Origin of the sequence: Apilactobacillus zhangqiuensis, from assembly GCF_019656215.1 — a bacterium.
GTDB classification, from domain to species: Bacteria; Bacillota; Bacilli; order Lactobacillales; family Lactobacillaceae; genus Apilactobacillus; species Apilactobacillus zhangqiuensis.
Genome location: NZ_BPLK01000002.1, coordinates 22,355 through 47,989 on the forward strand (window position 1 = coordinate 22,355; position 25,635 = coordinate 47,989).

At 35.8% G+C, this 25,635-nt stretch carries 27 protein-coding genes; 16 read left to right on the top strand and 11 right to left on the bottom strand.

Going from position 1 to position 25,635, the window contains the following annotated elements; all coding sequences use genetic code 11:
• Positions 1–338 precede the first annotated feature (338 nt).
• The 5 genes from K5Q07_RS01330 to K5Q07_RS01350 all read right to left on the bottom strand — a co-directional run bounded on the left by K5Q07_RS01330 (position 339) and on the right by K5Q07_RS01350 (position 5,220).
• A complete protein-coding gene (locus tag K5Q07_RS01330; RefSeq protein ID WP_220729418.1) occupies positions 339–1,661 on the bottom strand; it encodes an amino acid permease in 1,323 nt (440 codons plus the stop codon).
• Between the two features lie 359 nt (positions 1,662–2,020).
• The gene (locus K5Q07_RS01335) at positions 2,021–2,467 is read right to left on the bottom strand and encodes a MarR family winged helix-turn-helix transcriptional regulator (RefSeq protein ID WP_220729254.1); all 447 of its coding nucleotides are present in this window, start codon (positions 2,465–2,467) and stop codon (positions 2,021–2,023) included.
• Between the two features lie 156 nt (positions 2,468–2,623).
• Positions 2,624–3,439 carry a hypothetical protein gene (locus tag K5Q07_RS01340; RefSeq protein ID WP_220729255.1) on the bottom strand — a complete coding sequence of 272 codons (816 nt, stop codon included), beginning with the start codon at positions 3,437–3,439 and terminating at the stop codon, positions 2,624–2,626.
• Positions 3,440–3,565: 126 nt separating this feature from the next.
• Entirely contained in the window at positions 3,566–4,309 is a 744-nt protein-coding gene (locus K5Q07_RS01345; RefSeq protein ID WP_220729256.1) for a DUF2705 family protein, read from the bottom strand.
• Positions 4,309–5,220 (bottom strand): ABC transporter ATP-binding protein, encoded by a 912-nt coding sequence (locus K5Q07_RS01350; RefSeq protein ID WP_220729257.1) that lies wholly within the window; start codon positions 5,218–5,220, stop codon positions 4,309–4,311. Before K5Q07_RS01350 ends, K5Q07_RS01345 begins: the two co-directional genes overlap by 1 nt.
• A gap of 241 nt (positions 5,221–5,461) precedes the next feature.
• Between K5Q07_RS01350 and K5Q07_RS01355 the strand changes: the two genes are divergently transcribed.
• Both K5Q07_RS01355 and trhA read left to right on the top strand, forming a co-directional pair.
• The gene (locus K5Q07_RS01355) at positions 5,462–6,073 is read left to right on the top strand and encodes an aggregation-promoting factor C-terminal-like domain-containing protein (RefSeq protein ID WP_220729258.1); all 612 of its coding nucleotides are present in this window, start codon (positions 5,462–5,464) and stop codon (positions 6,071–6,073) included.
• A gap of 109 nt (positions 6,074–6,182) precedes the next feature.
• Positions 6,183–6,872, top strand: a complete 690-nt coding sequence (trhA, locus tag K5Q07_RS01360; RefSeq protein ID WP_220729259.1) for a PAQR family membrane homeostasis protein TrhA — start codon at positions 6,183–6,185, stop codon at positions 6,870–6,872.
• Positions 6,873–6,909: 37 nt separating this feature from the next.
• Here the strand turns inward: trhA and K5Q07_RS01365 are convergent, their stop codons facing one another.
• Entirely contained in the window at positions 6,910–7,233 is a 324-nt protein-coding gene (locus K5Q07_RS01365) for a DMT family transporter (protein WP_220729260.1), read from the bottom strand.
• A gap of 164 nt (positions 7,234–7,397) precedes the next feature.
• Between K5Q07_RS01365 and K5Q07_RS01370 the strand changes: the two genes are divergently transcribed.
• Positions 7,398–8,000: a nitroreductase family protein gene (locus K5Q07_RS01370; RefSeq protein ID WP_220729261.1), complete on the top strand. Its 603-nt coding sequence runs from the start codon at positions 7,398–7,400 to the stop codon at positions 7,998–8,000.
• A 69-nt stretch (positions 8,001–8,069) separates the two neighbouring features.
• Here the strand turns inward: K5Q07_RS01370 and K5Q07_RS01375 are convergent, their stop codons facing one another.
• Positions 8,070–9,374, bottom strand: coding sequence for a DUF3290 family protein (locus K5Q07_RS01375; RefSeq protein ID WP_251067612.1), 1,305 nt, complete (start codon positions 9,372–9,374; stop codon positions 8,070–8,072).
• Between the two features lie 203 nt (positions 9,375–9,577).
• On the opposite strand from K5Q07_RS01375, the gene K5Q07_RS06855 reads away from it, so the two are divergent.
• The 6 genes from K5Q07_RS06855 (at position 9,578) to K5Q07_RS01405 (ending at position 14,932) form a co-directional block, all read left to right on the top strand.
• A complete protein-coding gene (locus K5Q07_RS06855; RefSeq protein ID WP_308442861.1) occupies positions 9,578–10,231 on the top strand; it encodes a C40 family peptidase in 654 nt (217 codons plus the stop codon).
• 99 nt (positions 10,232–10,330) lie between these two features.
• Positions 10,331–10,819 (top strand): MGMT family protein, encoded by a 489-nt coding sequence (locus K5Q07_RS01385; protein ID WP_220729262.1) that lies wholly within the window; start codon positions 10,331–10,333, stop codon positions 10,817–10,819.
• A gap of 119 nt (positions 10,820–10,938) precedes the next feature.
• Complete coding sequence (locus K5Q07_RS01390) at positions 10,939–11,283, top strand: iron-sulfur cluster biosynthesis family protein (protein ID WP_220729263.1); 345 nt, start codon at positions 10,939–10,941, stop codon at positions 11,281–11,283.
• 185 nt (positions 11,284–11,468) lie between these two features.
• Positions 11,469–12,119, top strand: coding sequence for an SDR family oxidoreductase (locus K5Q07_RS01395; RefSeq protein WP_220729264.1), 651 nt, complete (start codon positions 11,469–11,471; stop codon positions 12,117–12,119).
• A gap of 135 nt (positions 12,120–12,254) precedes the next feature.
• Positions 12,255–13,877, top strand: a complete 1,623-nt coding sequence (locus K5Q07_RS01400) for an ABC-F family ATP-binding cassette domain-containing protein (protein WP_220729265.1) — start codon at positions 12,255–12,257, stop codon at positions 13,875–13,877.
• A 173-nt stretch (positions 13,878–14,050) separates the two neighbouring features.
• On the top strand, positions 14,051–14,932 hold the full coding sequence (locus K5Q07_RS01405; protein WP_220729266.1) for a C39 family peptidase: 882 nt from the start codon (positions 14,051–14,053) through the stop codon (positions 14,930–14,932).
• 35 nt (positions 14,933–14,967) lie between these two features.
• Here K5Q07_RS01405 and K5Q07_RS01410 read toward each other — a convergent pair whose 3' ends face one another.
• The 4 genes from K5Q07_RS01410 to K5Q07_RS01425 all read right to left on the bottom strand — a co-directional run bounded on the left by K5Q07_RS01410 (position 14,968) and on the right by K5Q07_RS01425 (position 20,710).
• A complete protein-coding gene (locus tag K5Q07_RS01410) occupies positions 14,968–16,773 on the bottom strand; it encodes a M3 family oligoendopeptidase (protein WP_220729267.1) in 1,806 nt (601 codons plus the stop codon).
• Between the two features lie 88 nt (positions 16,774–16,861).
• Positions 16,862–18,073, bottom strand: a complete 1,212-nt coding sequence (locus K5Q07_RS01415; protein WP_220729268.1) for a DUF2075 domain-containing protein — start codon at positions 18,071–18,073, stop codon at positions 16,862–16,864.
• Between the two features lie 14 nt (positions 18,074–18,087).
• Complete coding sequence (locus tag K5Q07_RS01420; protein ID WP_220729269.1) at positions 18,088–18,885, bottom strand: methylenetetrahydrofolate reductase; 798 nt, start codon at positions 18,883–18,885, stop codon at positions 18,088–18,090.
• A 91-nt stretch (positions 18,886–18,976) separates the two neighbouring features.
• Positions 18,977–20,710, bottom strand: a complete 1,734-nt coding sequence (locus tag K5Q07_RS01425) for a phospho-sugar mutase (RefSeq protein WP_220729270.1) — start codon at positions 20,708–20,710, stop codon at positions 18,977–18,979.
• A gap of 161 nt (positions 20,711–20,871) precedes the next feature.
• Here K5Q07_RS01425 and K5Q07_RS01430 point away from each other — a divergent pair, with 161 nt between their 5' ends.
• The 7 genes from K5Q07_RS01430 (at position 20,872) to K5Q07_RS01460 (ending at position 25,625) form a co-directional block, all read left to right on the top strand.
• Entirely contained in the window at positions 20,872–21,528 is a 657-nt protein-coding gene (locus tag K5Q07_RS01430; protein WP_220729271.1) for an NAD(P)H-dependent oxidoreductase, read from the top strand.
• 265 nt (positions 21,529–21,793) lie between these two features.
• A complete protein-coding gene (locus K5Q07_RS01435; RefSeq protein WP_220729272.1) occupies positions 21,794–22,768 on the top strand; it encodes a beta-ketoacyl-ACP synthase III in 975 nt (324 codons plus the stop codon).
• Between the two features lie 38 nt (positions 22,769–22,806).
• Positions 22,807–23,049: an acyl carrier protein gene (locus K5Q07_RS01440; RefSeq protein WP_034532415.1), complete on the top strand. Its 243-nt coding sequence runs from the start codon at positions 22,807–22,809 to the stop codon at positions 23,047–23,049.
• 33 nt (positions 23,050–23,082) lie between these two features.
• Entirely contained in the window at positions 23,083–23,982 is a 900-nt protein-coding gene (gene fabD, locus K5Q07_RS01445; protein ID WP_034532416.1) for an ACP S-malonyltransferase, read from the top strand.
• 2 nt (positions 23,983–23,984) lie between these two features.
• On the top strand, positions 23,985–24,725 hold the full coding sequence (locus tag K5Q07_RS01450) for an SDR family oxidoreductase (protein WP_034532417.1): 741 nt from the start codon (positions 23,985–23,987) through the stop codon (positions 24,723–24,725).
• A gap of 46 nt (positions 24,726–24,771) precedes the next feature.
• Positions 24,772–25,209 carry an acetyl-CoA carboxylase biotin carboxyl carrier protein gene (locus tag K5Q07_RS01455; RefSeq protein ID WP_220729273.1) on the top strand — a complete coding sequence of 146 codons (438 nt, stop codon included), beginning with the start codon at positions 24,772–24,774 and terminating at the stop codon, positions 25,207–25,209.
• 50 nt (positions 25,210–25,259) lie between these two features.
• Positions 25,260–25,625, top strand: a complete 366-nt coding sequence (locus K5Q07_RS01460; protein ID WP_051592197.1) for a 3-hydroxyacyl-ACP dehydratase FabZ family protein — start codon at positions 25,260–25,262, stop codon at positions 25,623–25,625.
• The last annotated feature ends 10 nt before the right edge of the window (positions 25,626–25,635 follow it).

A 25,635-nucleotide genomic window follows, 5' to 3' on the forward strand; every position in this document is an offset into this window, starting at 1 on the left:
CTTTTCTTGCTTTTCTTCTGCCAATATATTTCACCATCCTGTAAGAAATTATGTAATAAAATACCTAGTACTACACAATCTATTGTACTAGGTATTTTATAAAATTGCATAACCAATACAATATATTTAAATAATTTTTAAATAATCGTTAAAATTGCTACTATATTGAACCAGTTTTACACCTTGTTGCTCTTATCCAATACCGATAAATCGATTATTGATAAGAACTTCCAATACATAATTCTAATGTTTATTATTTAAGAAATATTATTACATATTAAAATTAATGTCAAGGAATGTGACAATTGATGAATTTTATTCACCAAACATCATATTGCTTATTTAGCTTTTTGATTGAACTTAACAAAGTATAGAATTGTTATGAACAATAGGAATACGATTCCGATGATCAAAGGAATTCTAGTAGAAGGGTTAATGAACATGAACACCAAAGTAATCGCTAAAAATACTAATGTGACGTAATTACTGATAGGTGATAGTGGCATCTTGAATGGATGGTTCACTAATTCTTCTGGATGTTCTTTTCTAAATCTGATTTGTGATACCAAGATAACAACCCATGGAACCATACCTGGAAGAACAGATGAACTATATACGTACACGAAGATTTGGTTTGCTGATGGGAAGAAGATTGGTAGCAATACATTTAAGAATAAACCGATTAGGATACCAGCTGAGATGCTGATTACTGAAACGTATGGAACACCATGACGGTTTAACTTCTTGAATGCCTTTGGAAGTTGACCTTCTTCAGATAGTAAGAATTCCATACGACTGGCACTGTAGATACCGGAGTTAGAACCTGATAGAGCTGCGGTTACCACAACGAAGTTAATGATTGAAGCTGCAGCTGTAATACCAACTTGTGAGAATGTTTCTACGAAAGGAGAACCGATTTGGCTAATTTTATCCCAAGGGTAAATACTTAGGATGACAAAGATGGCACCAATGTAGAAAATTAGGATACGGCCAATTGTATCTTGGATAGCCTTAACTAATGTTTGCTTAGGATTTTCAGCTTCACCAGCAGTAACACCGATTAATTCGATTCCTTGGTATGAAGCGATTACGATTGCTAGAGCAAAGAAGAATCCTTTGAAACCATTTGCGAAGAAGCCGTGGCTCCAAATGTTTGAGATACCGGTAGGAGCGATTCCGTTAAAACCAAATACGATGATGACCAAACCAATGATGATCATTGCGATGATAGTAACGACTTTGACTAGGGCAAACCAGTATTCTAATTCACCAAAGGCACTAACTGATACTAGGTTAGCAATACATAGGAAGACAATTGCGACGATTCCAGGAAGCCATGATGGTAAATGAGGCCACCAGAATTGCATGTATGTACCAATTGCAATTACTTCAGAAATGCCGACCACAATGTATTGGAAAACATTACTCCAAGCGGTTAGATAACCGAAAACAGGATGTAGGTAATCCGATGCAAATTGTGAAAATGATCCAGTAACTGGATGCACGTATAGCATTTCACCTAGCGCACGCATGATTAGGTATAAGAACAAACCTGCGATGGCATAGTCCAGTAATACGGAAGGCCCAGTCCAACCGATTGTAGATTTGGCACCCATGAAGAGGCCAACCCCGATGGTTCCACCTAGCGCAATCATTTTCATATGACGAGCACTAAGCTTTCTTTCTAACTTATCATTATTTTTTGACAATACTTCCACCTTCTTGAATTTATTTGAGGTGGGGAAACAAAAAACGCCTCTGACACTTATGTGTCAGGGACGTTTTATTAACGTGGTTCCACCCATCTTTAGCACTACGGTTAAGTCCATAATGCCCTCATATTAGTCATTAAAATAATATCGATTTAATAGAAGAGAAAAGTGGTAACTATTTAAGTGCAATGGATTACTTACAGAAAAATGTAATCCTCTCTGGAAAGCATCATTAAATAGACATGTCTTTTCTTAATAACTAATATTGTATACTCATAAAAGACAGGTGTCAATTAAATAATGACAGACTATTTGTCGTTTTCATTAGTTTTTTCCAAACGGTGTTGAAGATCGACGATAGTGTCCATTGCGTCAGCGAATTCATCATCGCTGTAGTTTAAACGGTTCAAGCAACCTTGAACTGATTCTAAGATTGGCTCTTTGTTGTCCTTACCTAATTGTGTTAAGTGAATTAGGACACGACGTTCGTCAGCTTTGTCACGGTTTCTAGTAATCCAGCCGGATTTTTCAAGTCTCTTTAATAATGGAGTCAAAGTACCGTTTGAAAGACCTAATTTTTGGCTTAGGTAGTTAACAGTTACTCCATCGTTTTCCCATAATGAAAGTAGGGTGATGTATTGAACGTAAGTTAAATTGAATTTTTCTAGCGGTTCTTGATAGAATTTGTTAAATAATTGGTGTGCACGAGAAATTTGGAAACAAATTTGATCGTTTAGAGTTACTTCTTTTGGCATAATGCAAAACTCCTTTCTTTCGTTCGGTGGATTTTGTCTAGCAAGTGATTATATTGTATACAATATTAAAGAATATCACTAAATTGAGATTGGTCAACAAAATAGGCACTGTGATTTTACTCACGGTGCCTATTTGAGTGCTATATATAAGTAATATTATGCAGTTTGTAATTTTTGCTTTTTATTTTTCTTTGCTTGACGCTTTGCAATCAAATCGTCATCAGTTTTGAACTTTCTTACAAATACAAAGATGATAAATCCAATTACGAAGAAGATGAATGCATAAACAATTGATCCCGCAATGATTTGGTTCAATGTTAAACGAGTCATCATGTGCTTCATACCATCTTGAATTTGTTTTTCAACGAAGAAGAAGTTGAATGGGTTCCAAATCAATTGACGGTTATTGTAAATGAAAATCATGAAGATACCAGCAATGATTTCAGTGATGTAGTTTAGTGCAACACCGAAAGCAATCGCACTGTACCATGTCTTACAGAAACCAATTACCATGATTACGAATGATTCAAAGATTAGTACGTAGGCAATGTTACCTAATGTAGCCCATTGTAATTCTTGAGCTAGCTTACCAGCAAAGGCACTTTCAGGAAATACAAGATATTTCATGCAGATAATGGTTAGCACTGATAGGGCAAGTAGGATGAAGTAACCAATCACGCAAGTGAATACCTTTGAGAAGAAGATAGTAACCTTGCTGTGGTTTTCCATGTTGGCACGAACTTGTTTGTTGCTATCAACACCAGCAAATCTTGTTGCAGTAATAATAGTAGCGAGTAGTTCAATTACCGGAGTAATTCCACCAAATGTATTCATTAGTTGGTAACCATTTAGTGTTCTAGTATTTTTACCAATGACAGCCATTAAGATAGTAACAATAACTAAGAAAACTGCCATCGCAAGAAAAATAAGACGGTTTTTCTTGTTCATTTCTTGTTTTAATAAATCAACCAATATGTTGGCCTCCAAATCTTTATTCGAAATTAATCAATAACAAGAGTTTATCACTTTTGTGGCTTTCATTCCAATAAAAAAAGCGACTAAAAGATAATTAAGTCGCTCTTTTCTACTATATTATTATTAAACATTACGACGGTTGTAAACAACGTAAGTAATTAATAGGAAGATAATTCCCCAAATGATAGCACCAATTTCAATTTGAATAAGTGAAAGCTTGGTAACTTGTTTAAACATTGATTCACCATACATTACTTCGGAATTAACATTTAGGAAGTTTAGTGGGTTGAATTTAACCCATGAATGATTTTGGGTAAATAGTGAAATAATACTATTGATAGTTTGTGAAACGTATACGAATACAATTCCAATCGCTATGGCAATGGCATTACTCTTAAAAATGTTGCTAATTAAAAGAACCATTGATAGTAGTAAGAATAGGTAGAAGGATGTAGCTTCAACCTTCGTGAATACGTCAGTGAAGTTCCATGCGCCATTCTTATTAAAAATTAAATTACTAATTTCTGTAGTAACAAAATTTATGATAGTTAGGTAAACATACATCAAAACGATGGTAACAAGTTTTGAAATAAGAATTTGGCCACGAGAGAATTGTCTAGCAAATAGGTATTTAACAGTGCTTTGTGAAAAATCAACGGTTAGGATTGAGCTAGCAAAGATGATCATTGCAATCATTGACATTGAATTTCCATTGGAGAAAATTCTTGAAACAGGGTTGATACCTATGTTTATTTTTTGGTATGAGTAACCACTGAACAAGGTAATGGCTAAGATAACAATACCCCAACCAATACAAAACTTACCGTGTAATTGTTTGTATAGTTCTTGTCTGATTAAAGTTAACATTATTTAGCCTCCTTATTGTCATCACTTGATAGAAGCTTCAATAGTGATTCTTCTAGGTCAGTTTGGTTTCTTGAAACATTTAGAATTTCGATGCCAGCTTGGCTTAATGCTGAAAGACCAGCGTTCATTGAAGATGAATCGTTATCATCGATTTCAACGGACTTGTCGTAGATAGTAGCTGATAGGTCAGCTGCTTCAAGAGCTTTCTTGGCAGCATCAGTATCTTGAACTTCGAACTTAATCTTCTTAGGTCCTTCTGATAAGAATGAATTGGCATCTGACTTCTTAATTACCTTACCGTGGTTAATTACTACATAGTAATCAGCGATACGTGATAATTCATCTAGCAAGTGACTTGAGATAAGGATGCTAATGCCACGTTTTGATAGTTTTACAAGTAAATCACGTAAATCGTGAGTTGATTGTGGATCTAGACCATTCATAGGTTCGTCTAGGATAAGTAGCTTAGGGTGGTTAAGCAATGAAATCGCAATTCCCAGACGTTGTTTCATACCCAATGAGTATTTTTTAGCTTTACGGTCAGCAAATTCGGTGATTTGAGTTTCTTCCATAATTTCTTGCATTTCTTCAGCGGTGGTAGAACCGTCATTGAAAAGCTTTAGGTTTTGACGACCAGTTAAGTTTAAGTATGGAGCAGGTGATTCAATCATTGAACCAACGTTTTCTAGACTGCTGCGTTTATTTTTGGTTAATTCTTTTCCATCGATTTTGATGTTACCTGAGTTATAGTCGGTTAGACCAACGATACTCTTCATAATGGTAGACTTACCAGCACCGTTTGGTCCAATTAGACCAAGAATAGTACCAGGTTCGATATCGAATGAAATATCGAATAGAGCTTGTTTTCTTCCGAAGAACTTGTTTAAGCTTTGAACTTCAAGAGTTTTCATAGTGCATCTCCTTATAATAATAGTTAATTACTTATGTAACTAACTGTATACATTTTTCTTTTAAAAGTCAATTCTTTTTCATGAAACTTAAGAAAGTCTTAAGACCTTTCAGATCAAGTTCTGGAATAGTTTTGTTTCAGTCCTGAAATAAAATGTAACACTCCTGTAACATAACTCTAACAAGTTAGTAAAACTGGTTCGTTATGTTATTCAAGTAATTTTTAAGGAGGGAAAACATTATATGCATTCGAATAATAAGATGATTACCTTTGCTGTATTGGTATCATTATTGATTGCGACATTGTTTTTAATACCACAAACCGCAAAAGCTGATTCAGTTGCTACATCAACTACACCAGCTCAAACAAAGACTGTTCAAGGAACCGCTAAGAAGAAGGCTGCAAAACACGTAAAAAAGGTACGTAAGCACAAGAAAGTATCTAAGAAAGCAACCAGAACTCACAAGAAAGTTGCTAAGAAGCATGTTAAAAAGCATGTTAAAAAGCATACTGTAAAGCGTGCTAAGAAGCATGTTAAAAAACACGTTAAGAAGCATGCAGCTAAGAAGATTGTTAGTTCAAGACGTATCAAGAAACACTCAACTTACAAAGTAAGAAAACATTTATCAAGAGCAAACGTTGCTGCTAAAGCATGGATTGCTAGACACGAATCAGGTGGTTCATACACCGCATCAAACGGTTCATGTTACGGTAAATACCAATTATTAATCAGCTACTACGGTGGTAACTTATCTCATAAGAACCAAGAACGTACTGCTAACAGATACGTTAAAAGTCGTTATGGATCATGGGTAAATGCTAAATCATTCTGGTTATCACATAACTGGTACTAATAAAAAGAACCCCAAACAGGGTTCTTTTTTTGTGGTCTTTTACATCTAGTATTGAAAACTAGATTACATAGTTATATAATTAAATAAATATTAATTGAGGTACTTTATTATGAACAAAGACTTAAATCAAAAGACTACCGATGCAGTTAAGCAAAGGTTTAACTGGATTAAGGACAAAACATACTACCTACTAAACGAAATCTTTAGTGCAATTACCCATGGAATTGGTGAACTACTGGCCATTATCGGTGCAATCGCATTGATTATTCACGGTGTTAACGTTGGTGGGGCATTGCGTATTACCAGTTTCGTCATTTATTCAATTACTTTGGTAACTTTCTACATTGCTTCTACCATGTTTCATAGCCTATATTTCACGCGTGTAGAAAAGCTATTCCAAATTTTTGATCACTCCGCAATCTACCTATTAATTGCCGGAAGTTATACACCATACTGCTTAATCGCCATTGGTGGATGGCTAGGTTGGGTTATTTTATCCGTTATTTGGATTATGACCGTGCTGGGAATTATCTACAAGGCATTGTGGATGGGTAAACTAAAAACATTATCTACTGTTATCTACGTGGTAATGGGGTGGATGTGCTTATTAGGAATCGTCAAACTATATGATTACTTAGGTGTTCATGGTTTCTTATTACTACTTTTCGGTGGAATTGCATTTACGGTAGGTGCATTAATCTACAGTATTCCTAAGATTCCATTCGGCCATGTCGTTTGGCACATCTTCGTAATGATTGGGACGCTTTTGATGTACTTCTCAATTTATTTCTATGTATAAAAAATAACGCTAGGTTAGATATTCTAACTTAGCGTTTTTATTTTGCACTGAACAAGTTTAACAAGACAACGCCGATGATGATGAAGACAATGCCCATCATGCTCATGACGTTAATTTGTTCCTTGTACACCAATGAAGCAATCGCAGTGGTGGCAAGAATTCCTAATGCACTCCAATTAGCGTAGGCAATGTTTAACGGAATCTTGACCATCGCAATCGATAAAAAGTAAAAACATAATGCGAATGATATTAGCGATCCGATTGTTGGCAGTATCTTAGTAAAACCCATCGACATTTTTAATAGATTAGTACCGATGAGTTCACCAATAATAGCGAGCGCTAAAAACAAGTAATAAAACATATTAATTTACCCCATCGAAAAATAATATTATGCTGATACTTAAATAATATCACTTAACTTTTTATTTGTTCATTAAAAAAATTTGAACAAAAAGGTTTACTAACTAAAAGTAAGTGATATAATATAAATTAATCAATCGGATATGACAAAAGGAGAGATATAGAATGAAAACAGAACTACTAGATTTACAAAAGAACCGTCGTACTATTTACGCATTAGGTCGTAACGTTGAACAAAGCCAAGATGAATTAGCTAACTTTATCAAAGCTTCAATCAAGGAAGCTCCATCAGCTTTCAATAGTCAATCAACTCGTGCCGTTATCCTATTTAACGACAACCAAGACAAGATTTGGGACATCACTTTAGATAACCTAAAGCCACACTTGAAGAATGAAGATGCTCTAAAGGCAACTACTGACAAGATCAATGGTTTCAAGAATGGTTACGCTACTATCCTATTCTTCACTGACATGGATGTTGTTTCCGGTCTAGAAAAGAACTTTCCAGCATATGCTGACAACTTCTACGACTGGTCAGAACAAGCACAAGGTAACGCTCAATACGCCGTATGGACTGGTTTAGCTGAAAATGGTCTAGGTGCTAACCTACAACATTACAATCCACTAATCGACGAAGACGTTGCTAAGGAATTCGATATTCCAGCTAACTGGAGACTACGTGCTGAAATGGTATTCGGTTCGGTAGAAGCACCGGCTCAAGCAAAGGATTACATGGACGACGAAGATCGTTTCAAGGTATTCAAATAATTAGTATTTATCCCCAATAAATAAAAAATATAAATAAAAAAGATAGGTCGTTCGACCTATCTTTTTTTATTATTGTTTTGTTCCTTTTGTACCACGTTGGTTAGTAGGTTTCTTATCATCTTTATTTGATTTGGCACCTAAATGACGCTTCTTTGAAAGTTCTTTAAGTTGTTGTAATGCCCTAGCATTCTTAATGCTTTCAGGTGTTAACTTGTGGTTGTGGGAAAAGTTTTCAACACGTTGACCCAATTCGTAGTACCAAGGACGATTCTTATGAGTAGGATATGGAATGATTACCAAGTGATCCTCTACATATTGACCTAAGTAGATTTGAGCAATTTCTTTGTTTGAATCTTTAGCTAGTTGTTCAATCCAATCCATGTCGCGTCCCATCTTTTCTAGAACTTCAGTATTAACTGTTCCATCAGTAATGATAGGATAGCTTAGTGATTCATCACCGAAAGTCGTAATAGTAAGTTGCCCATTTTGTTCTAGGACAGCTGACTTAACGTCTTGAAAGTTACTAATCCCCTTAGTTCTTAGTTTGAATGCTAAATCAGCAGCAGACATACCATTTCTTAAGGCTGTATCAACGTTAACGATACCGTTAGTAATAATGTTTTGTGGTTCACCATTGAAGATCCGGTGGAATAACGAGAACTGACGACTAAGAATGCGGCTGGTAAAGATAACCAGTGACCAAATTAACAATACAATGAAGAATTGTAGTGTGGTAATTTGTTGGTTGTAAATCATACCACCGATGATACCACCAAGAACGTAGTTTTGAATTTGATCAACCGCGTTAGAAGGTGCCAAATTACCTTTACCGGAAATGTTAATTTGAATTACTAATACGATGAATCCAATTAAGAACTTAAATAGGATTACCAAGTATTCCTTGTTTAAGTCACCAATCTGAAGTGATGGTTTGTCGTGATAAGTAATATTAGTAGGAATTAGTTGAATTGGTTGAAGTTGGTAACTATTAAAACTGGAGTTGAAGGTTGCTTGGTAGAATTTGTCTCCAGCCTTAACAGTCATACCGTTAGTTAATTGAGGGGAGCTAACATAAATCTTTGATGTTGAGATATGCTTGCTTCGACTAATTGCCTTAACCATTTCGGTAGTTTGAGAATTTTGCGACGAAGAGTTGCGTTGTTGCAAAATGTTACTGAAACCAATACTTATTGATAATATCGCAATCAAAATCATGGTAATAAATAGATCACGATATTTTAAGTTGGTTCTATCGCGCATGTATTTAAAACCATTAAAAATAATCATTAATCCAACAATTACAGCTAATGCTAATAGTAAATATGTAACAATAGTATTTGGATGGATTAAGTAGTCATATGAATATAAATCCATGAAATCACCTTATTCTTAAAAAATATTAAGTATACTTCTCATTATAGAACGATTTATATTATAAAACCATTGGATGTAACATTTAAGTAACATTTTTTCATATTTTTGAAATACTTTTGTTCCCGTTATGTAGCATTTTCTCGCTATACTTTAGACATAAGTTAAGAAAGTATAAAATTTTAAAAAGCGAGGAATAAAGTGCTATGAACAAAACAAAAACGAAAAGAACAATCATGTTAGTTATGTTGACTGTTTTGGCGATGGCAACATTGTTTGCAACAGATGTTACCAACGCAAGCGCTAATAAAATTCATCATAAGAGAACTCATAAAGTTTACAAAAATAAAAAGACTAAGAAGCGTCATGTCGCTAAGAAGGCTAAGCACAAAAAGAAAGCTAGAAAAGCTGCTTACAAAAGACCAGCTGCTAAGAAGAAAGCACGCAGAGTTGTTAAAAAAGTTGCCCACAAAAAGGTTACACACAAGAAAACTCGTAGAACAAGATTTGCAAATCTATATAGATCAGCTTCAAGTAAGTTAGGCCATCCATATGTATATGGTGCCGTTGGTCCATACAGCTTTGATTGTTCTGGTTTTACACAATATGCTTACCGTCATGGTGCACACAAATATTTAGCGAGAACAGCTCAAATGCAATACAACACTAACAGACATGTAAGTAGAAAGCATGTTAAAAAAGGTGATTTAGTATTCTTTGGAACTAGCCGCAGAAACATTTACCACGTGGGAATCTACATTGGTCATGATAGAATGATTGATGCACAAAATCGTGGTGTTGTAACAGAAAAAATCCATGCTCCTTGGTGGCATGAAGTTGGTTACGCTCGAGTAGCTTAATACTTTAAAAGACACGACAATCTGTCGTGTCTTTTTTGTCTAAAATGCAAAGTGAGTTATGGTAAGATATTAATAATACTAGAAATAGGAAGGTTACAAATGGAAAAACTATACTGGGATCAAGTCGAATACCAAAAGCAAAAAATCTATTTTACCTGTACCAGAGAAGGGATTAGTTTCATTAATAATCCCAATACAGGAATTTCCAACATTTACAATTTTTACCCTAAGTTAGATGCGGAATTCGTTTTTGACAGAAAGAAAACTGAAGAATACAAAATTCAACTTCGTGAATATATTGATGGAACCAGAAAGCATTTCAACGTTCCAATCGATTTAACAACCAGTGAGTTAAATGAAGCAATTTATCAAAAGATTAGCGATATCGATTATGGAGAGAGTATTGATATCAACGATTTCTGTGATACATATAAATTTAAAATTTTAGATGTACAAAGTGCGATAGTAAATAATCCATTAATTTTGATTATTCCAACACACCGTATCTTAAATGTCGATTATTCAGAAGGATATCGTAAGCTGGCCGACTTCAACAACTTGTTACTAGATTTAGAGAGAATAAAATAGCAACATTGAGGAAATAATATAATGTTGTAAAATTTAATTAAATCGTGTGCAAGCTATTGACACAAGATTTTATTCGAGTATTATAGGTACTTGTAATATAAATGAAGGGGGTTCATTTTATGAAATTAACTATTACAGATGCAGCAAAAGAAAAGATTCAAAACAAGGTTCAAGGCGACGCAAAATTCTTCTTGAGCTTAGATGATGGTGTTGGAAACTACTCTGACGCAGGTTCATGTGCGATTGACACATCTTTCGACTTGATTGCAGTTGACCCTGATTTAGAAGACAAAGATTTTAACGCAAGTATGGATTCAGATTTAGGACCTATCTACTACAAGGACTACAGTGGATCATTTTTAGAACAAAACTTGAAATTAGACGTTATGTACAATGCATTAATCCTATCTGGTGACTCTGGTATGATTGATGGTAACGTTCCAGTAATTGACAAGAGAAAATAAAAACAATTATAGACAAAAACGCTTAATAAAAAACAATTATAGACAAAAACGCTTAATAAAAAACAATTATGGTAAAAAGACGACTATCTTGTGATGGTCGTCTTTTTTTGAGCAAAACGTTTTATCAGTAGTCATATTCTTGATAGAATTACTGTTAATAAGTAAGTATGGAAAGGATGAATATTATGAGTAACGTTTTAGTAATTGGGGCCCATGGGCACGTAGGTATTCATATGGTAGAAAAGTTAGGTAAAACCGGAGATAACGTTTTTGCCGGAGTTAGAAGTGAAAAGCAATTCGTTGAATACAAGGACATGGAAAACGTCCAACCAGTTATCTTTGATTTAAATGGATCAATTGATGACATGGCAAAGGTATACACTGACAATGCCATTGATAAGATTGTCTTCTCTGCTGGTTCAGGTGGTGCTACCGGTGATGATCAAACATTGATTATCGATTTAGATGGTGCAATCAAGTCAATGCTAGCAGCTAAGAAAACTGGTATTACCCGTTATGTCATGGTTAGTGCCATGGGTGCTGATGACAGAAGTTTCTGGGCAGATTCTGGTTTGCATGGCTACTACATCGCCAAACACTATGCGGACGTTGAATTACGAAACAGTGGCCTAGAATACACCATCATTAGACCATCAGCTTTAACCAACGATGATGAAACTGGTAAGGTTGATGTCATCGACCAACGCGTCGCAGGAATGAACATTCCAAGAAAAGATGTTGCCAACTTCGTCGTTGCCGTATTACACGATGACAAGACAATTAATCACATATACGAAATTACAAGTGGAAGTAGCGACATTGAAGCTGTTCTATAATAATTAACTTGTCTAACTAGTTTTCGTATGATATGGTTATTTGAGTTATTAATAGAATCAATAAATAAAAAAGCCCTTGATTCAATTGAGAAACAAGGGCCCTTTTTATCTTAATTGATTGGATGGAGGTATGAAATGATAACTGTAACTAACATGGGATTACATTTTTCAGGTAAAAAGTTATATGAAGATGTAAACCTAAAATTCACACCTGGTAACTGTTATGGGGTTATTGGGGCCAATGGTGCTGGTAAATCAACTTTTCTAAAAATGCTAGAAGGAAAGATTGAACCCACTAGTGGTAGTATCTCAATCGGTAAGAATGAACGAATTTCTAGTTTAAACCAAGATCACTATGGCTTTGAAGATTGCGAAGTTCTAGATACTGTTATTCAAGGACACGAAAAGCTTTACAAAATCATGAAGGAAAAGGATGCCTTATACGCTAAGGAAGACTTTTCTGATGAAGATGGTGTTAAGGCTGCTGAATTAGAAGGTGAATTCGCCGAAATGGACGGATGGAACGCCGAAGCCGATGCATCACAATTGCTACAAAGTGTGGGAATTGATGAATCATTACATTACGAAAAGATGAGTGAACTTTCTGAAGGACAAAAGGTGAAGGTCTTATTAGCTCAAGCTTTATTCGGTAACCCAGATATCCTACTTCTTGACGAACCTACCAATGGTTTGGATAACCATACCATTGAATGGCTACAAGACTTCTTGGCTGATTACGAAAACATCGCCATTGTTGTATCCCATGATAGATACTTCCTAAACCAAGTATGTACCATGATGTGTGACGTTGACTTTAAGAAGATTTCACTATACGTTGGTAACTATGACTTCTGGTTGAAATCAAGTCAACTAGCAGCTAAGATGCGTCAAGACGCAAATGCTAAGAAGGAAGACCAAATCAAAGAATTGAAGGAATTTATCGCTCGATTCTCTGCTAACGCTTCTAAGTCAAAACAAGCAACTTCAAGAAAGAAACAATTAGACAAGATTACACTAGATGATATTCAACCATCATCACGTAAATACCCATTCATCAAGTTTGAAAAGGAACGTGATTTAGGAAATGACTTAGTTTCTGTTAAGGGTGTTTCAAAGACAATCGATGGCAAGAAGATTCTGGACAACATTACCTTTACTCTTCGTCCTGGAGAAAAGACTGCTATCATCAGTAGAAGCGACGTTGCTACTACTGTTCTAATGCAAATTCTTGCTGGTAAGATGGAACCAGACGAAGGTGAAGTAGTATGGGGTCAAACTACTCGTACTAGTTACATGCCAAAGAACATCAATTCTGATTTCGAAGATGATTCATTAACTATCATTGATTGGTTAAGACAATTTGCTTCTAAAGAAGAAAGTGATGATCCATTCCTACGTAGTTTCTTAGGTAGAATGTTATTCTCTGGTGATAATATCCAAAAACAAATCAAGGTATTATCAGGGGGAGAAAAGGTTCGTTGTATGTTATCTAAGATGATGTTACAAAAGGGTAACGTATTGATGCTAGATGATCCTACAAACCACTTGGATATGGAATCAATTACTGCACTAAATGATGCTTTAATTCCATTTGATGGATCAATTATCTTTACCTCTCACGATAGAGAATTTGTTCAAACTATCGCTGACCACATTATTGAAGTATCTGATAAAGGGATGGTTCAAAGAGCCGATACCCACTACGATGATTTCGTAAATCATCCAGATGTTCAAAAACAAGTCGAAGAATTATACTAATATCCTAAAAAAGACATGATTGAATTATTAATCATGTCTTTTTTTAACAAAATATCAAAAATGTTACCAAAATGTTAAAACTTATTTACAGAATAGTTTATTCTAAGCAATTAAATTTTGTTTGTATTATATTATAAATATAAATAATAATTTATGGATGGAGTGGAGACATAATGAAGAAAATATTATCTGCACTTGGTGTGGTAATGTTTTTAGGTGTAGTTATCGTCGCATTGGGCGTAGCTCATTCTGATACATCAAACGCAGAAAGTCAGAACTATACCATTAGTTCAGCGCGAAACCAAAATGCAAGAATCGTTAACAAAAACAACGTAGATACTTACGTTTCTCCTTACAAAGAAGGAGTAAAGGTAATGAAGAAAATTAATCTTCAAAACCAACTTGTTCAATTAACTCAAGTAGCTAAGCTAAAGAAAGCTGTTTACTACAAGATTAGTTACCAAGGAATCAACCAAGGATGGATTAGCTCAAGAGATTTGAGCAAGACTAGTGTCTACGAAATTCCTTTCGTATATACAAGTCAACACTTCCCATTCGATGCACCAAACGGTTGTGAAGGTACTGCTTTAAAGATGGCACTTTCAACTAGAAGTATTGGTTTAAACAAAGGGATTAAGTACTTCTTAGACAGAATGCCAAGATCTACCAATCAAAACTATGGTTTCGTAGGAAATCCATTCGCTAAGAATTACACCAGCCAAAACTGGACAATCTTCCCAAGAGCTCTAGCTAAGTACGGACGTACCTACAGAAAGACTGTTTACAATTTCAGTGGTTCATCAAAGAACCAAATCATCAATGAAATCAAACATGGTAACCCAGTCATCTCATACACTGGATATCGTATGAAGAAGCCTACTGGACACACTCTAGTGGTTGTTGGATACAAGAAGGGATTCTTCAAGATGGCAGATCCATCATCATGGAGATACCAATTTAAGACCGGTAAGAGCAACCCAGTATTCTGGGTTTCAACTTCACAATTTATGAGTCTATACAACTATGAAGGTAAAATGGCCGTTGTAGTTCGTTAATAAAAAAGAAGCACTCGATATGAGCGCTTCTTTTTTTATACATATTTTTCTGTCAACTTGATGAATTCATTAACATCTTTTTCGATTAATTTAACGCCAGCTTCCCAGAAGTCAGGTTTTGTTAAATCAACTCCTAGGTGTTTGCTTGCTAGTTCTTCGGTTGTCATATTAGCGGTATCTCGTAGTAGTGAGATGTATTGATTTTCGAAGTTATCGGTAGTTTGTGCTTTTGCGTAGATTCCTAGACTGAATAGGTAACCGAATGTGTATGGGAAGTTATAGAACGGAACATCGTCGATGTAGAAATGCATTTTGCTTGCCCAGAAGTGTGGTGAGTAGGTAGATAGTGATTCACCGTATGCATCTTTTTGAGCTTGTAGCATTAGTTCATTGATTTCGTTAGCCGTTAAAATACCATTCTGTCTCTTTTCATAGAAACGAGTTTCGAATAGGAATCGAGCGCGGATGTTTAAAAACATTGCCACAGGGTTATCCATCTTGGCATTTAACAAGCTAATCTTTTCTTCGTCAGTCTTAGCTTCTTTCACGTTTGCGTCTGAAACGATTAGTTCACCGAATGTTGAGGCTGTTTCGGCAACGTTCATTGCATAATCCTGACGGAAGTAAGGAAGATCATTAATGACACTGCTGTGGAATGCATGACCTAATTCGTGAGCAATGGTGGATGCATCATTAGGTGAGCCAGTGAATGTTAGGAAAATTCGGGCTTCACCAGTTTCTGGTAGATCTTGCATGTAACCACCAGGTTCCTTGCCAGGACGATTTTCAGCTTCAATCCATCTGTTTTCAAATGCCTTTTGGGCTAACTTAGCCATCTTAGGTGAAAAACTATTGAATTGCTTGATAATGAATTCGGCAGCTTTGTCGTAAGTGAATGTCTTTGATTTTTCATTACCAATGTTAATTGGTGCAGCGACGTCTTCCCAACCAATCTTATCCTTGCCGATTAATTGGGCTTTGCGGTTCAAGAACTTGATTAGGATATCCTTGTTATCGTTGACGACTTGCCACATGGTATCAAGAGTTTGCTTGGACATGCGATTAAGTTCTAGTGGGTACTTTAAGAAATCGTTAGTACCATGGAATTTGTAGTCTAGTAAACGACTACCAGATAGGTGATTTAAAGTATCAGCAAATAGGTTTTGATTGTCTTCAAACGCTTCTTCCCATTTTGGCATTAAATCTTGTCGATACTTAGCATCAGCGTTACCTAGAATTTCGTTATCTGCTTGGCCGGCCGATAAAGTCTTAGGATTGCCATCTTCGTCTCTAAAATCAACGTTAACGCCAGCGATTAATGTGCTGTAATGATTCGACCATGCACTTAATCCTTCTAAATTCATTTCAGAAATGATGGCTTCGTTAGTGTCATCGAGTAGTTCTTTTCCGAAGTGCCTCTTTTCTTCTAAAGCAAATGCGATAGTGTCTAGACCAGGTTGTTTAATTAGCTTTTCAAAACTGGCGTCAGATAAATCAGCAAGTTTCTTTTGTAGTAGTTGTTCGATTTGGGCAGCTTTGACGTCTAGTGATTGAATCTTATCAATCATTGGTGGAACTTCTTCGTTGTTAACATCGTCAGAATGTTTACCATTTATGTACATCGAAGCTTGAATAATGCCGGCTTGAATTTTTTGCAAGAAATCGGTTAGTTCTGAAAATCTTGAGAAGTGATCGTCATCATCAGCGAAATTATATTCGTTAATTGCTTGCCTAAATGCTTCGATTGATTCAGAAATGACGGATAACTTATCAGTTAGTTCTTTACCATGTAATCCCCCGGCAAAGATAGAATCTAAATCCCAGTTAAGCGAGTATTTCATATTTTCCCCTCCAAAAAACTTAATTGAAATAATTATATCAGTTTATGTTAAAAAGCCACCTAGAAATGATTATCTAGGTGACGTTTTTTTATAGCTTTTTATAATCGTCTAATAGACGTTTGCGTAGTTCTTTGTTGTGAACAAAGATGTATAAACCTTTAACACCACGTTTTAGTAAAACATTGGCCGAGTTTAGTACAAGTTGTTCTTTAATCTTTTCGAACGCCACAGGATCTGCCATGTCTTTTCTCTTCTTTAGTGATTCTACATCTGTGAACTTACTCATTTCAACGTGGACGTTATCACCATCAAGATAGATAGGCGGTCCTAATATGACACCGACGTAGTTTAAATCAAAACCTTGGCAGGTAAACATTGAACCGACTTCATTAACGGTTTCTGGAATTTCTGCCCATGGGGTTTGCGTATAATTATACTGATCCCATGGCATTTTGAAGTCTGGTTCAGTCACATAGTGTTTACCACCGTCTAGTGTTGATGGATATCCAGAAGTGGAAACGATTCTAGAAAGACCAACTTCCTTGTTTCTAGCAAAGATGGCCTTGCGCATTTCTTCGGCGTTATCGAATATGCGGAAATCGTAATCTTTTTTTGCGTCAGCAGGAAGTGGTGTTAGTTTACCATCCGTAAATGTATTAATCCATTTTACCAGTGAATCACTGGCGGTCATTCTGAATTGATGAGTTAGATGATATTCGCCATTGGTGTATGGGTCAATAATATGATGAAGTCTTTCTAAATTCCAAAACGATTTAGTTCTAAGTACTTGGCGGTGGTCAAATACCAAGATGGTAATTTGAGAACGATTGATGATTTCTGCTAATTGATTATCGTAGTAGAAATTATTGTAATGATCACCACGTGATAACAATAGATGAGCTTCATCGATAATTGTAATATCGACATCTTGATGGTTTTTATCGTTTTGATTAATGAAGGAAGTGGGGCGGTTAAAGTTCTTCTTTAAAACGTTGTCCTGATTTCCAGCCATCTTCTTGTATACCTTTAGGATTTCGGGATGATTAACCAAGAAATAGTTATTAGTTTGGTATAACGGACTGCTTTTTTCATGTGCCATTTGTTGAATGTCATAGAATAACTTGCTTAAAATGACAGATTTACCGGTTCCTGCATCACCGTAAATCGTGAAGACAGCATGGGTATCGTCGTTTAAATGATCGATGGCAAATTGCTTAATTTCTTCGACTAAGCTAGATTGTTCATCGGTAAGTTGCTTGGTTGGTGCAAGCTTATTATCAGCAGCATTACTGTTGTCCATTGAATGATGCTCCTTTATAAATTGTGCTTGATGTTTTCGAATACTCGATCGGATACCATCCAATCGTTGTGAGTATATAAATGAATACCATTAACGTGGTGTTCATACAAATCATTGATTTGATTAACTGCAAAATTAATTCCTTCATCTAATAGGTTATCAGTTTTTTCAAAAAATTCTGGCATTTTGACGTCATTGTGTGCTAGATAGTGACGCTTAAATGAATCGGTAATTGGCATGATTCCGACGCGAATAGGTACATTAATACCATATTCACGTGTTTTTTCTAGAAACTTATAAATGCGATCATTATCGAAACACATCAATGATATTAGACTATCAACACCAGCGTTTACCTTTTCCTTTAGGTACTCGATGTCTTCTGTAAGGGAATTAGCAAGTGCGTGGATGTCAGGATAACAACCGGCGATAACATTAATTTTTGAATCTTTATCTAGTTGATGCACATATTTAATCAAATCACTAGCGTAATTAAAGTCATCTTCGATATGCATGTTGTGATGGATGTTTCCACGGACTAATAAAAAGTTATGGATTTTCAATTCCATTAACTCATTAAAAGCTTTTTTGATTTGTTCTTTTGTATGCGTTAATCCAGTTAAGTGGATGACAACAGGGATGTGTAAATCCGTCTGAATGTATCTGGCACATTGGACCATTTCTTCATATGAATAGCGACTTAGATTACTAATTGAAACAAAGTCTGGCTGCCATTTATGCAAATAATGTTTCATTTGTAGCAAATCGGTCGGGTTGGCCTCAATTTCAACAGAGAAGGTTTGCTCTCTCATGGAAATTTCCTTTCAACTTGAATTCATATTAACATTCTATCACGAAACACAAAAAAAGCGTTATTAACAATATGTTAATAACGCTTTTAGATTAGACAAGTTGTTCAATTAATTGATCGACAGCTTCTTCGTAAGTCTTTAGTTTGTTGTTAACTGTGTCTTTGGAATCATCGACAGTACCTAAGTAGAATTTAATCTTTGGTTCTGTTCCTGAAGGACGAATAGCAAACCATGTACCATCACTTAACCAGTACTTTAGTACGTTAGCTTCAGGTAGTTCGATTTTTTCGGTAGAACCATCAGCATTGGTCTTAGTAGATGTTTGGAAATCTTCAAGTGATTCAACTTTTTGATTGTTGAATTCGTTCAATGGGTTTGAACGTAGTTCGTTCATGATGTTAGTCATTTTTTCTTTTCCTTGAATACCACTGAATGTCTTAGAGATGGTCTTTTCTTCGTGATAACCATACTTCTTGTAGATTGCTTGAAGACCATCGTATAAAGTTTGACCTTTTTGCTTGTAGTAAGCAGCAACTTCAGCAAGTAAAACGGTTGATTGGATAGCATCCTTGTCACGAACGAAAGGCTTGATTAGGTAGCCAAAACTTTCTTCAAAACCAAATAGGAAGGTGTGAACCTTGTTTGCTTCGAAGTCCTTAATCTTTTCGGCGATGTACTTGAAACCAGTAAGGACGTTTTGCATTTCAACACCGTAGTTGTTAGCAATCTTGGTAGCTAGTTCGGTAGACACGATTGACTTAACAACTGTTCCGTCTTCTGGTAAATCGTTTGCATCCTTTTTGGCAGTTAGAATGTAGTCTAATAGGACGGATGCGATTTGGTTACCAGTCATTAGTTCATATGAACCATCTGGTTGTCTTACGGCTGCACCTAAACGGTCAGCATCAGGATCGGTAGCGATTAAAACATCGGCGTTTTCTTCGTTACCAAGTTTGATGGCATAGTTGAATGCTTCTGGAAATTCAGGATTAGGAAAGTCCACAGTTGGAAATTCTGGATCAGCAATTGCTTGTTGTTTTACTAATGAGTAGTTTTTAAAACCAACATTATCTAAAGCACGGCGACAGATAATCTTACCTGTACCATGTAGTGGGGTGTAGACGAATTTTAATTCCTTACCAACTTGCCTAATTAAGTCGTGGTTAACGTTAACTGTCTTGACGTTTGCTAGGTAGGCATCATCAACGTCTTCACCAATAACTGATAGAAGTTGTTTATCTCTTAGTTCTTTTACGTCGGCAACATCGATTGCAAAGACGTCATCGGCTTTTCTAACGTAGTCGGTAATCATGTCAGAAGCCTTTGGTGGCATTTGACCACCATCTTCACCATAAATCTTGTATCCATTATATTGCATTGGATTATGACTGGCGGTAATCATAACACCGGCAAAAGTATGTAGGTGTCTAATTGCAAATGATAATTCAGGGGTAGGGCGAATATCATCAAATACATAAGCTTTAATGTTATGTTGTCCTAAGACTCTGGCTGTTTCGTATGCAAATTCCTTTGAGTGGTATCTGGAATCAAAACTGATGGCAACTCCACGGTTCTTTGATTCTTTATCTAATGTATCCATGTATGATGCTAGACCTTCGGTAGCTTGTCTAACTGTGTAGATATTCATACGATTAATACCGGCACCGATTAAACCACGCATACCAGCGGTACCAAATGACATGTTAGTACCAAAAGCATCGTTAATTTCTTCGTTGTTATTAGCGATTTTTGCTAGGTCGTGTTTTACGGATTCGTTTAGATTAGGTTGATCAACCCATTTTTGATATAAGTCTTGTGCATTCATAATAAAGTCTCCAATAAACTTATTTAAATTACATTTTAAGTATAGTTAAATCACTATACCGCGTCAATTTTATTACGCATGAGATAAGTGTATATTGTTGAACTTAAACAAATCTTTATGTTAAGTTACATCTAATATATACGTAAAAGAGGTAGATAATAATGGATAAAAATGAAGAAATTATTAAAACTGCTCATCGTCGTTATGCGACAAAAAAGTTTAACGCAAGCAAGAAAATTTCAGACAAAGATTGGGATACTATCATGGAAGTAGGTAGACTTTCACCTAGTGCATTTGGCTTTGCACCATGGCAATTCCTTTTAATTGAAAGTGAAGATTTAAAAAAGGATATCTATGAAGACGCTTGGGGTGCTCAAAACAGTTTAAATGGTGCCAGCCACTTCTTAATTATCTTAGCTAAAAAGGGTATCACTGCAACTAGTAAGTATGTTCAACACATTACTGAAGATGTTAGTGGTCACCATTTTGCTCCAGATTCACCATTCTCAAAGAAGTTTGATGATTTTCAAAAGACACAATTTGATTTAACTGATGACAGAAAGAGATTTGATTGGGCATGCAGACAAACATACATTCCATTAGCTAACATGATGACTGCAGCAGCTGAATTAGATATTGATAGTTGTGCGATTGAAGGATTCAACCGTTCAAAGATTGAAAATATTCTAACTGAAAAGGGAATTTTAGATCCTAAAGAATGGGGCGTTTCAGTAATGGCTGGTTTCGGATACCGTGACCAAGATATTACTCCTAAGAAGCGTCAACCAATGGATGAAATATATAGAGTAATTAAATAGAAAAAAGCCACCTATTATAGGTGGCTTTTTAATTTTATAAGAAACAAGCATTTATGATGCGTTACATAATATATAATGCGTAACTTTTAAAAATATGGATGAAAAGTATATCTAAACCGTTGATATAACAACATTTTACCATTGACATGGCGTCGATATGAGTTATTATCAGTTGAAAAAAAGGGGGAATTAATTAAAAATAAATGAGTGGTATTTTATAGATACTATCGAGAAAGTAAACTAAATTCAGTTTAGAGGAGATATCATGAGCAGTTTTTCAATTTTAGCTACTGCTAAAGCTGTTCCTGAAAAGATAGTTACCAATGACGATTTAGCTAAAATCATGGATACTTCTGATGAATGGATCAGTAAAAGAACCGGGATTAAGCAACGTAGAATCGCCACTAAGGAAACTAACACTTCTTTAAGTGCTGAGGTTGCTTCGCAATTACTTAAGAACGGAAACGTTGATGCGAATGATATTGATTTTATCATTGTAGCTACGATGTCTGGAGACTACCATATGCCATCAACTGCTTCTGCAGTTCAAGGTATTGTTGGTGCTAGGAATGCTGTTGCATTTGATATCAGCGCTGCGTGCTCTGGATTTGTTTTCGCTACTCATGTGATGCACTCATTATTTGAACTAAAGCCTAACGCTTTAGGGATGGTAATTGGTTCAGAAAAAATGAGTAACTTGATTAACTGGGAAGACAGAACCACCGCTGTACTATTTGGTGATGGTGCTGGTGGAATGCTAGTTTCAAACCAAGGTGATGGAGAAGTATTATCCAGTAACTTGAAGAATTATGGAGATAGAAGAGAAGCTCTTCTTGCTGGTCATATATTGGGAAATGAAACATTTGGACCACGAGATGATGACGACACAGATCGTTATTTGCACATGGATGGAAGAGAAGTATTTAACTTCGCAACTAAGAATGTTCCATTATCAATTAAAGAAGCAGCAGAAAAAGCTGGGATTGAGTTAAGTGACATAAATCACTTTGTGTTACATCAAGCTAACGCGCGAATTATTAAATCTGTAGCCCGTAAATTGGGCGTTAGCAAGGACAAATTCCCTATCAATATTAATCTTTATGGGAACACCTCTGCAGCTAGTGAACCCATTTTGTTGTCAGAAATGATGGAAAATGGTTTAATAGCTAAGGGAGATATTATCGCCCTTTCTGGTTTCGGTGGCGGCCTAACCACAGGAACTATTATTTTAAGGTATTAATTTATTATTTTAATTTTATATATGGAGTGAATTATATTATGGCAGACAAGAACGCAATTTTTGACAAGGTAAAAGAAATCGTTGTAGATCAATCAGACGTTAAGGCTGAAGACATCAAGATGGACACTAACTTCAAAGAAGAACTAGACCTAGACAGTTTAGACTTATTTGAAATCATCGATGCTCTAGAAGACGAATACGACATCGAAATCGACAGTGACAACGACATCGCAACTGTACAACAATTAGTTGACTACGTTGCTGGTAAAGTTGAAGAATAATAATTAGTTTTAATTAACTAGGAGTGTTTAAGTTTGAATATTTGTTATCTATTTAGTGGCCAAGGTAGTCAATTTAAGGAAATGGGACAGGATTTGTACAAGTCAAACCCTGTGTACAAACGTACAATTGATGAGGCTTCAGAAACATTGAATTTAAACTTAGCTGATCCGGAAATTTTTGATAATCCTAATAATACTCAAATCGCTATTTTGACGATGAGTGTAGCAATTCATCGTATTTTAGAAGACAAAATAGAGAAACCTGTTGCAATGATGGGATTGAGTTTAGGCGAGTATAGTGCTTTAGTTGCTGCTAAAGCACTATCTTTTAAATCAGGGCTAAAGCTAGTACACGATCGCTCACATTACATGGATGAAGCAGGTAAGCAAAATCCAGGTTCTATGGCTGCTGTATTGGGTCTTAGCCCTGATTTTGTGAAGAGCGTTTGTGATGAAATTGATGACGTATACCCAGCTAACTACAATAACAAGTCACAAGTTGTTATTGGTGGTACTAAAGAAGGGGTTCAAAACGCCATGGAAGTATTGAAGGAAAAAGGCGCAAAACGTGTAGTTCCACTACAAGTAGCCGTAGCTTCACATACTCCATTGATGCAACCTGCATCAGATCAATTAGCAAAACGTCTTGAAAGTGTTGAATTTGATGAACCTCAAGTAGATGTAATCAGCAATACTACTGTAAAACCATTTACTAAGGACACCATTAAGGAAACATTAGTTAACCAACTAATCAATCCTACACATTTCATGCAAGATGTTGCTTCATTAGAAGACAAAAACATCGACGCTTTTATCGAAATCGGTCCAGGAAATACGCTAAGTAAGCTTGCTAAAAAGACATTAAAGGCTGATACATACAATGTAGAAAGTGTTGAAACTCTAGATGCCTTATTAGATAAGTTAGGAGAATAATTATGGAAAATAACGAAAAACAAGTAATTCTAATCACTGGTGCAACTAAGGGATTAGGTTTAGCCGACGCAGTTCGTCTAGCTAAGGATGAAAACAATATCGTAATCGCTAACTCACACCGTCAATTGAATGAAGAAGAATTGAAGGCTTTCCAAGCTAACTTCGATTCAGAAATTGATGTATTGGTTGGAGACGTTGCTTCAGAAGATGACGCTAAAGCAATGATTGACAGTGTTATTGAAAAATACGGCAAACTAGACGTATTGGTTAACAATGCCGGTATCACCCAAGATACTCTATTAACTAGAATGAAGGGTGATTCATTCAAACAAGTATTAGACACTAACTTGTTTGGTGTATTTAACATGACTAAGTTTGCTATGAAGAAGATGCAAAGAGCTCGTAAGGGTTGTATTATCAACCTTTCAAGTATCGCAGGTCTACATGGTAACTTAGGTCAAGCTAACTATTCATCTACTAAGGCCGGTATTGTAGGTTTAACTAAGACTACAGCCCAAGAAGGTGCTCTACGTGGAATCCGTTGTAATGCGGTTGCTCCAGGTATGATTAAGACTGCTATGACAGCTAAATTAGGCGACAGTTACATCGCTGATTGGGAAGAAAAAATCCCAGCAAAACGTTTTGGTACTCCAGACGAAGTTGCTCAAGTTGTTGAATTCTTAATCAAGAATGAATACATGAATGGACAAGTAATCACCGTTGACGGTGGATTAACTATGTAATCAAAGTTAAGTAAGAACATTCTTAATTAACAGGAGATATAAAAACATGGAACAAAAAGACATTGAAAAGTTAATGGACAAGTTCGATAAGTCCAGCATGAAAGAATTTAAGATTACTGCCGATGATGGTACTGATTTATACTTCAGTAAGTTAGAACACGCTGCAGTACAAAACGTTGCTCAACCAGCTCCAGCTGCTGGTGCAACTGAAAGTGAACAAACAGCTGCTAAACCAGCTGCTTCAGGTGCAAAGATTAAGGCTCCACTTGTTGGTATCGTCTACTTTGCCCCAAGTCCTGAAAAACCAGTCTACAAAAAAGTGGGCGATCACGTTAAGAAGGGCGATACTGTTTGTGTAATCGAAGCCATGAAGGTTATCAACGAAGTTAAGAGTCCCGTTTCTGGAACTATTACTAAGAAGGTTGCTGAAAATGGTGACATGGTTGAATACGATCAACCAATTTTTGAAATTGAGGAGGATTAATTTTGGACTATAACGTACAAGATTTCATTCCTCAAAGATTCCCATTCCAAATGTTAGACAAGATTATTGAAGTAAGACCTGGTGAAGGTGCAAAGGCTGAAAAGCTTTTAACTGTTAACGAATGGTTCTTCTCAAAACAACATCTTGAATTTGGAATGCCAAGACCAATCGCGATGGAAATGCTAGCTCAAACTGGAGTATGTGCATTACTATCAATGCCTGAATACAAAGGACATAATGTTTTCTTTGGTGGTATCAAAGAAGCTACTTACAAAGACAGCTTTAGACCAGGCGACAAGTTGGAACTAGCTGTTGAAATGACAAAGCTAAAGAGAAACATTGGTGAAGGTCATGGAACAGTTACTAGAGATGGCGAAGTTATTTGTGAAGGTACTTTAATCTTTGCAATTGAATAAGTTCATAAAG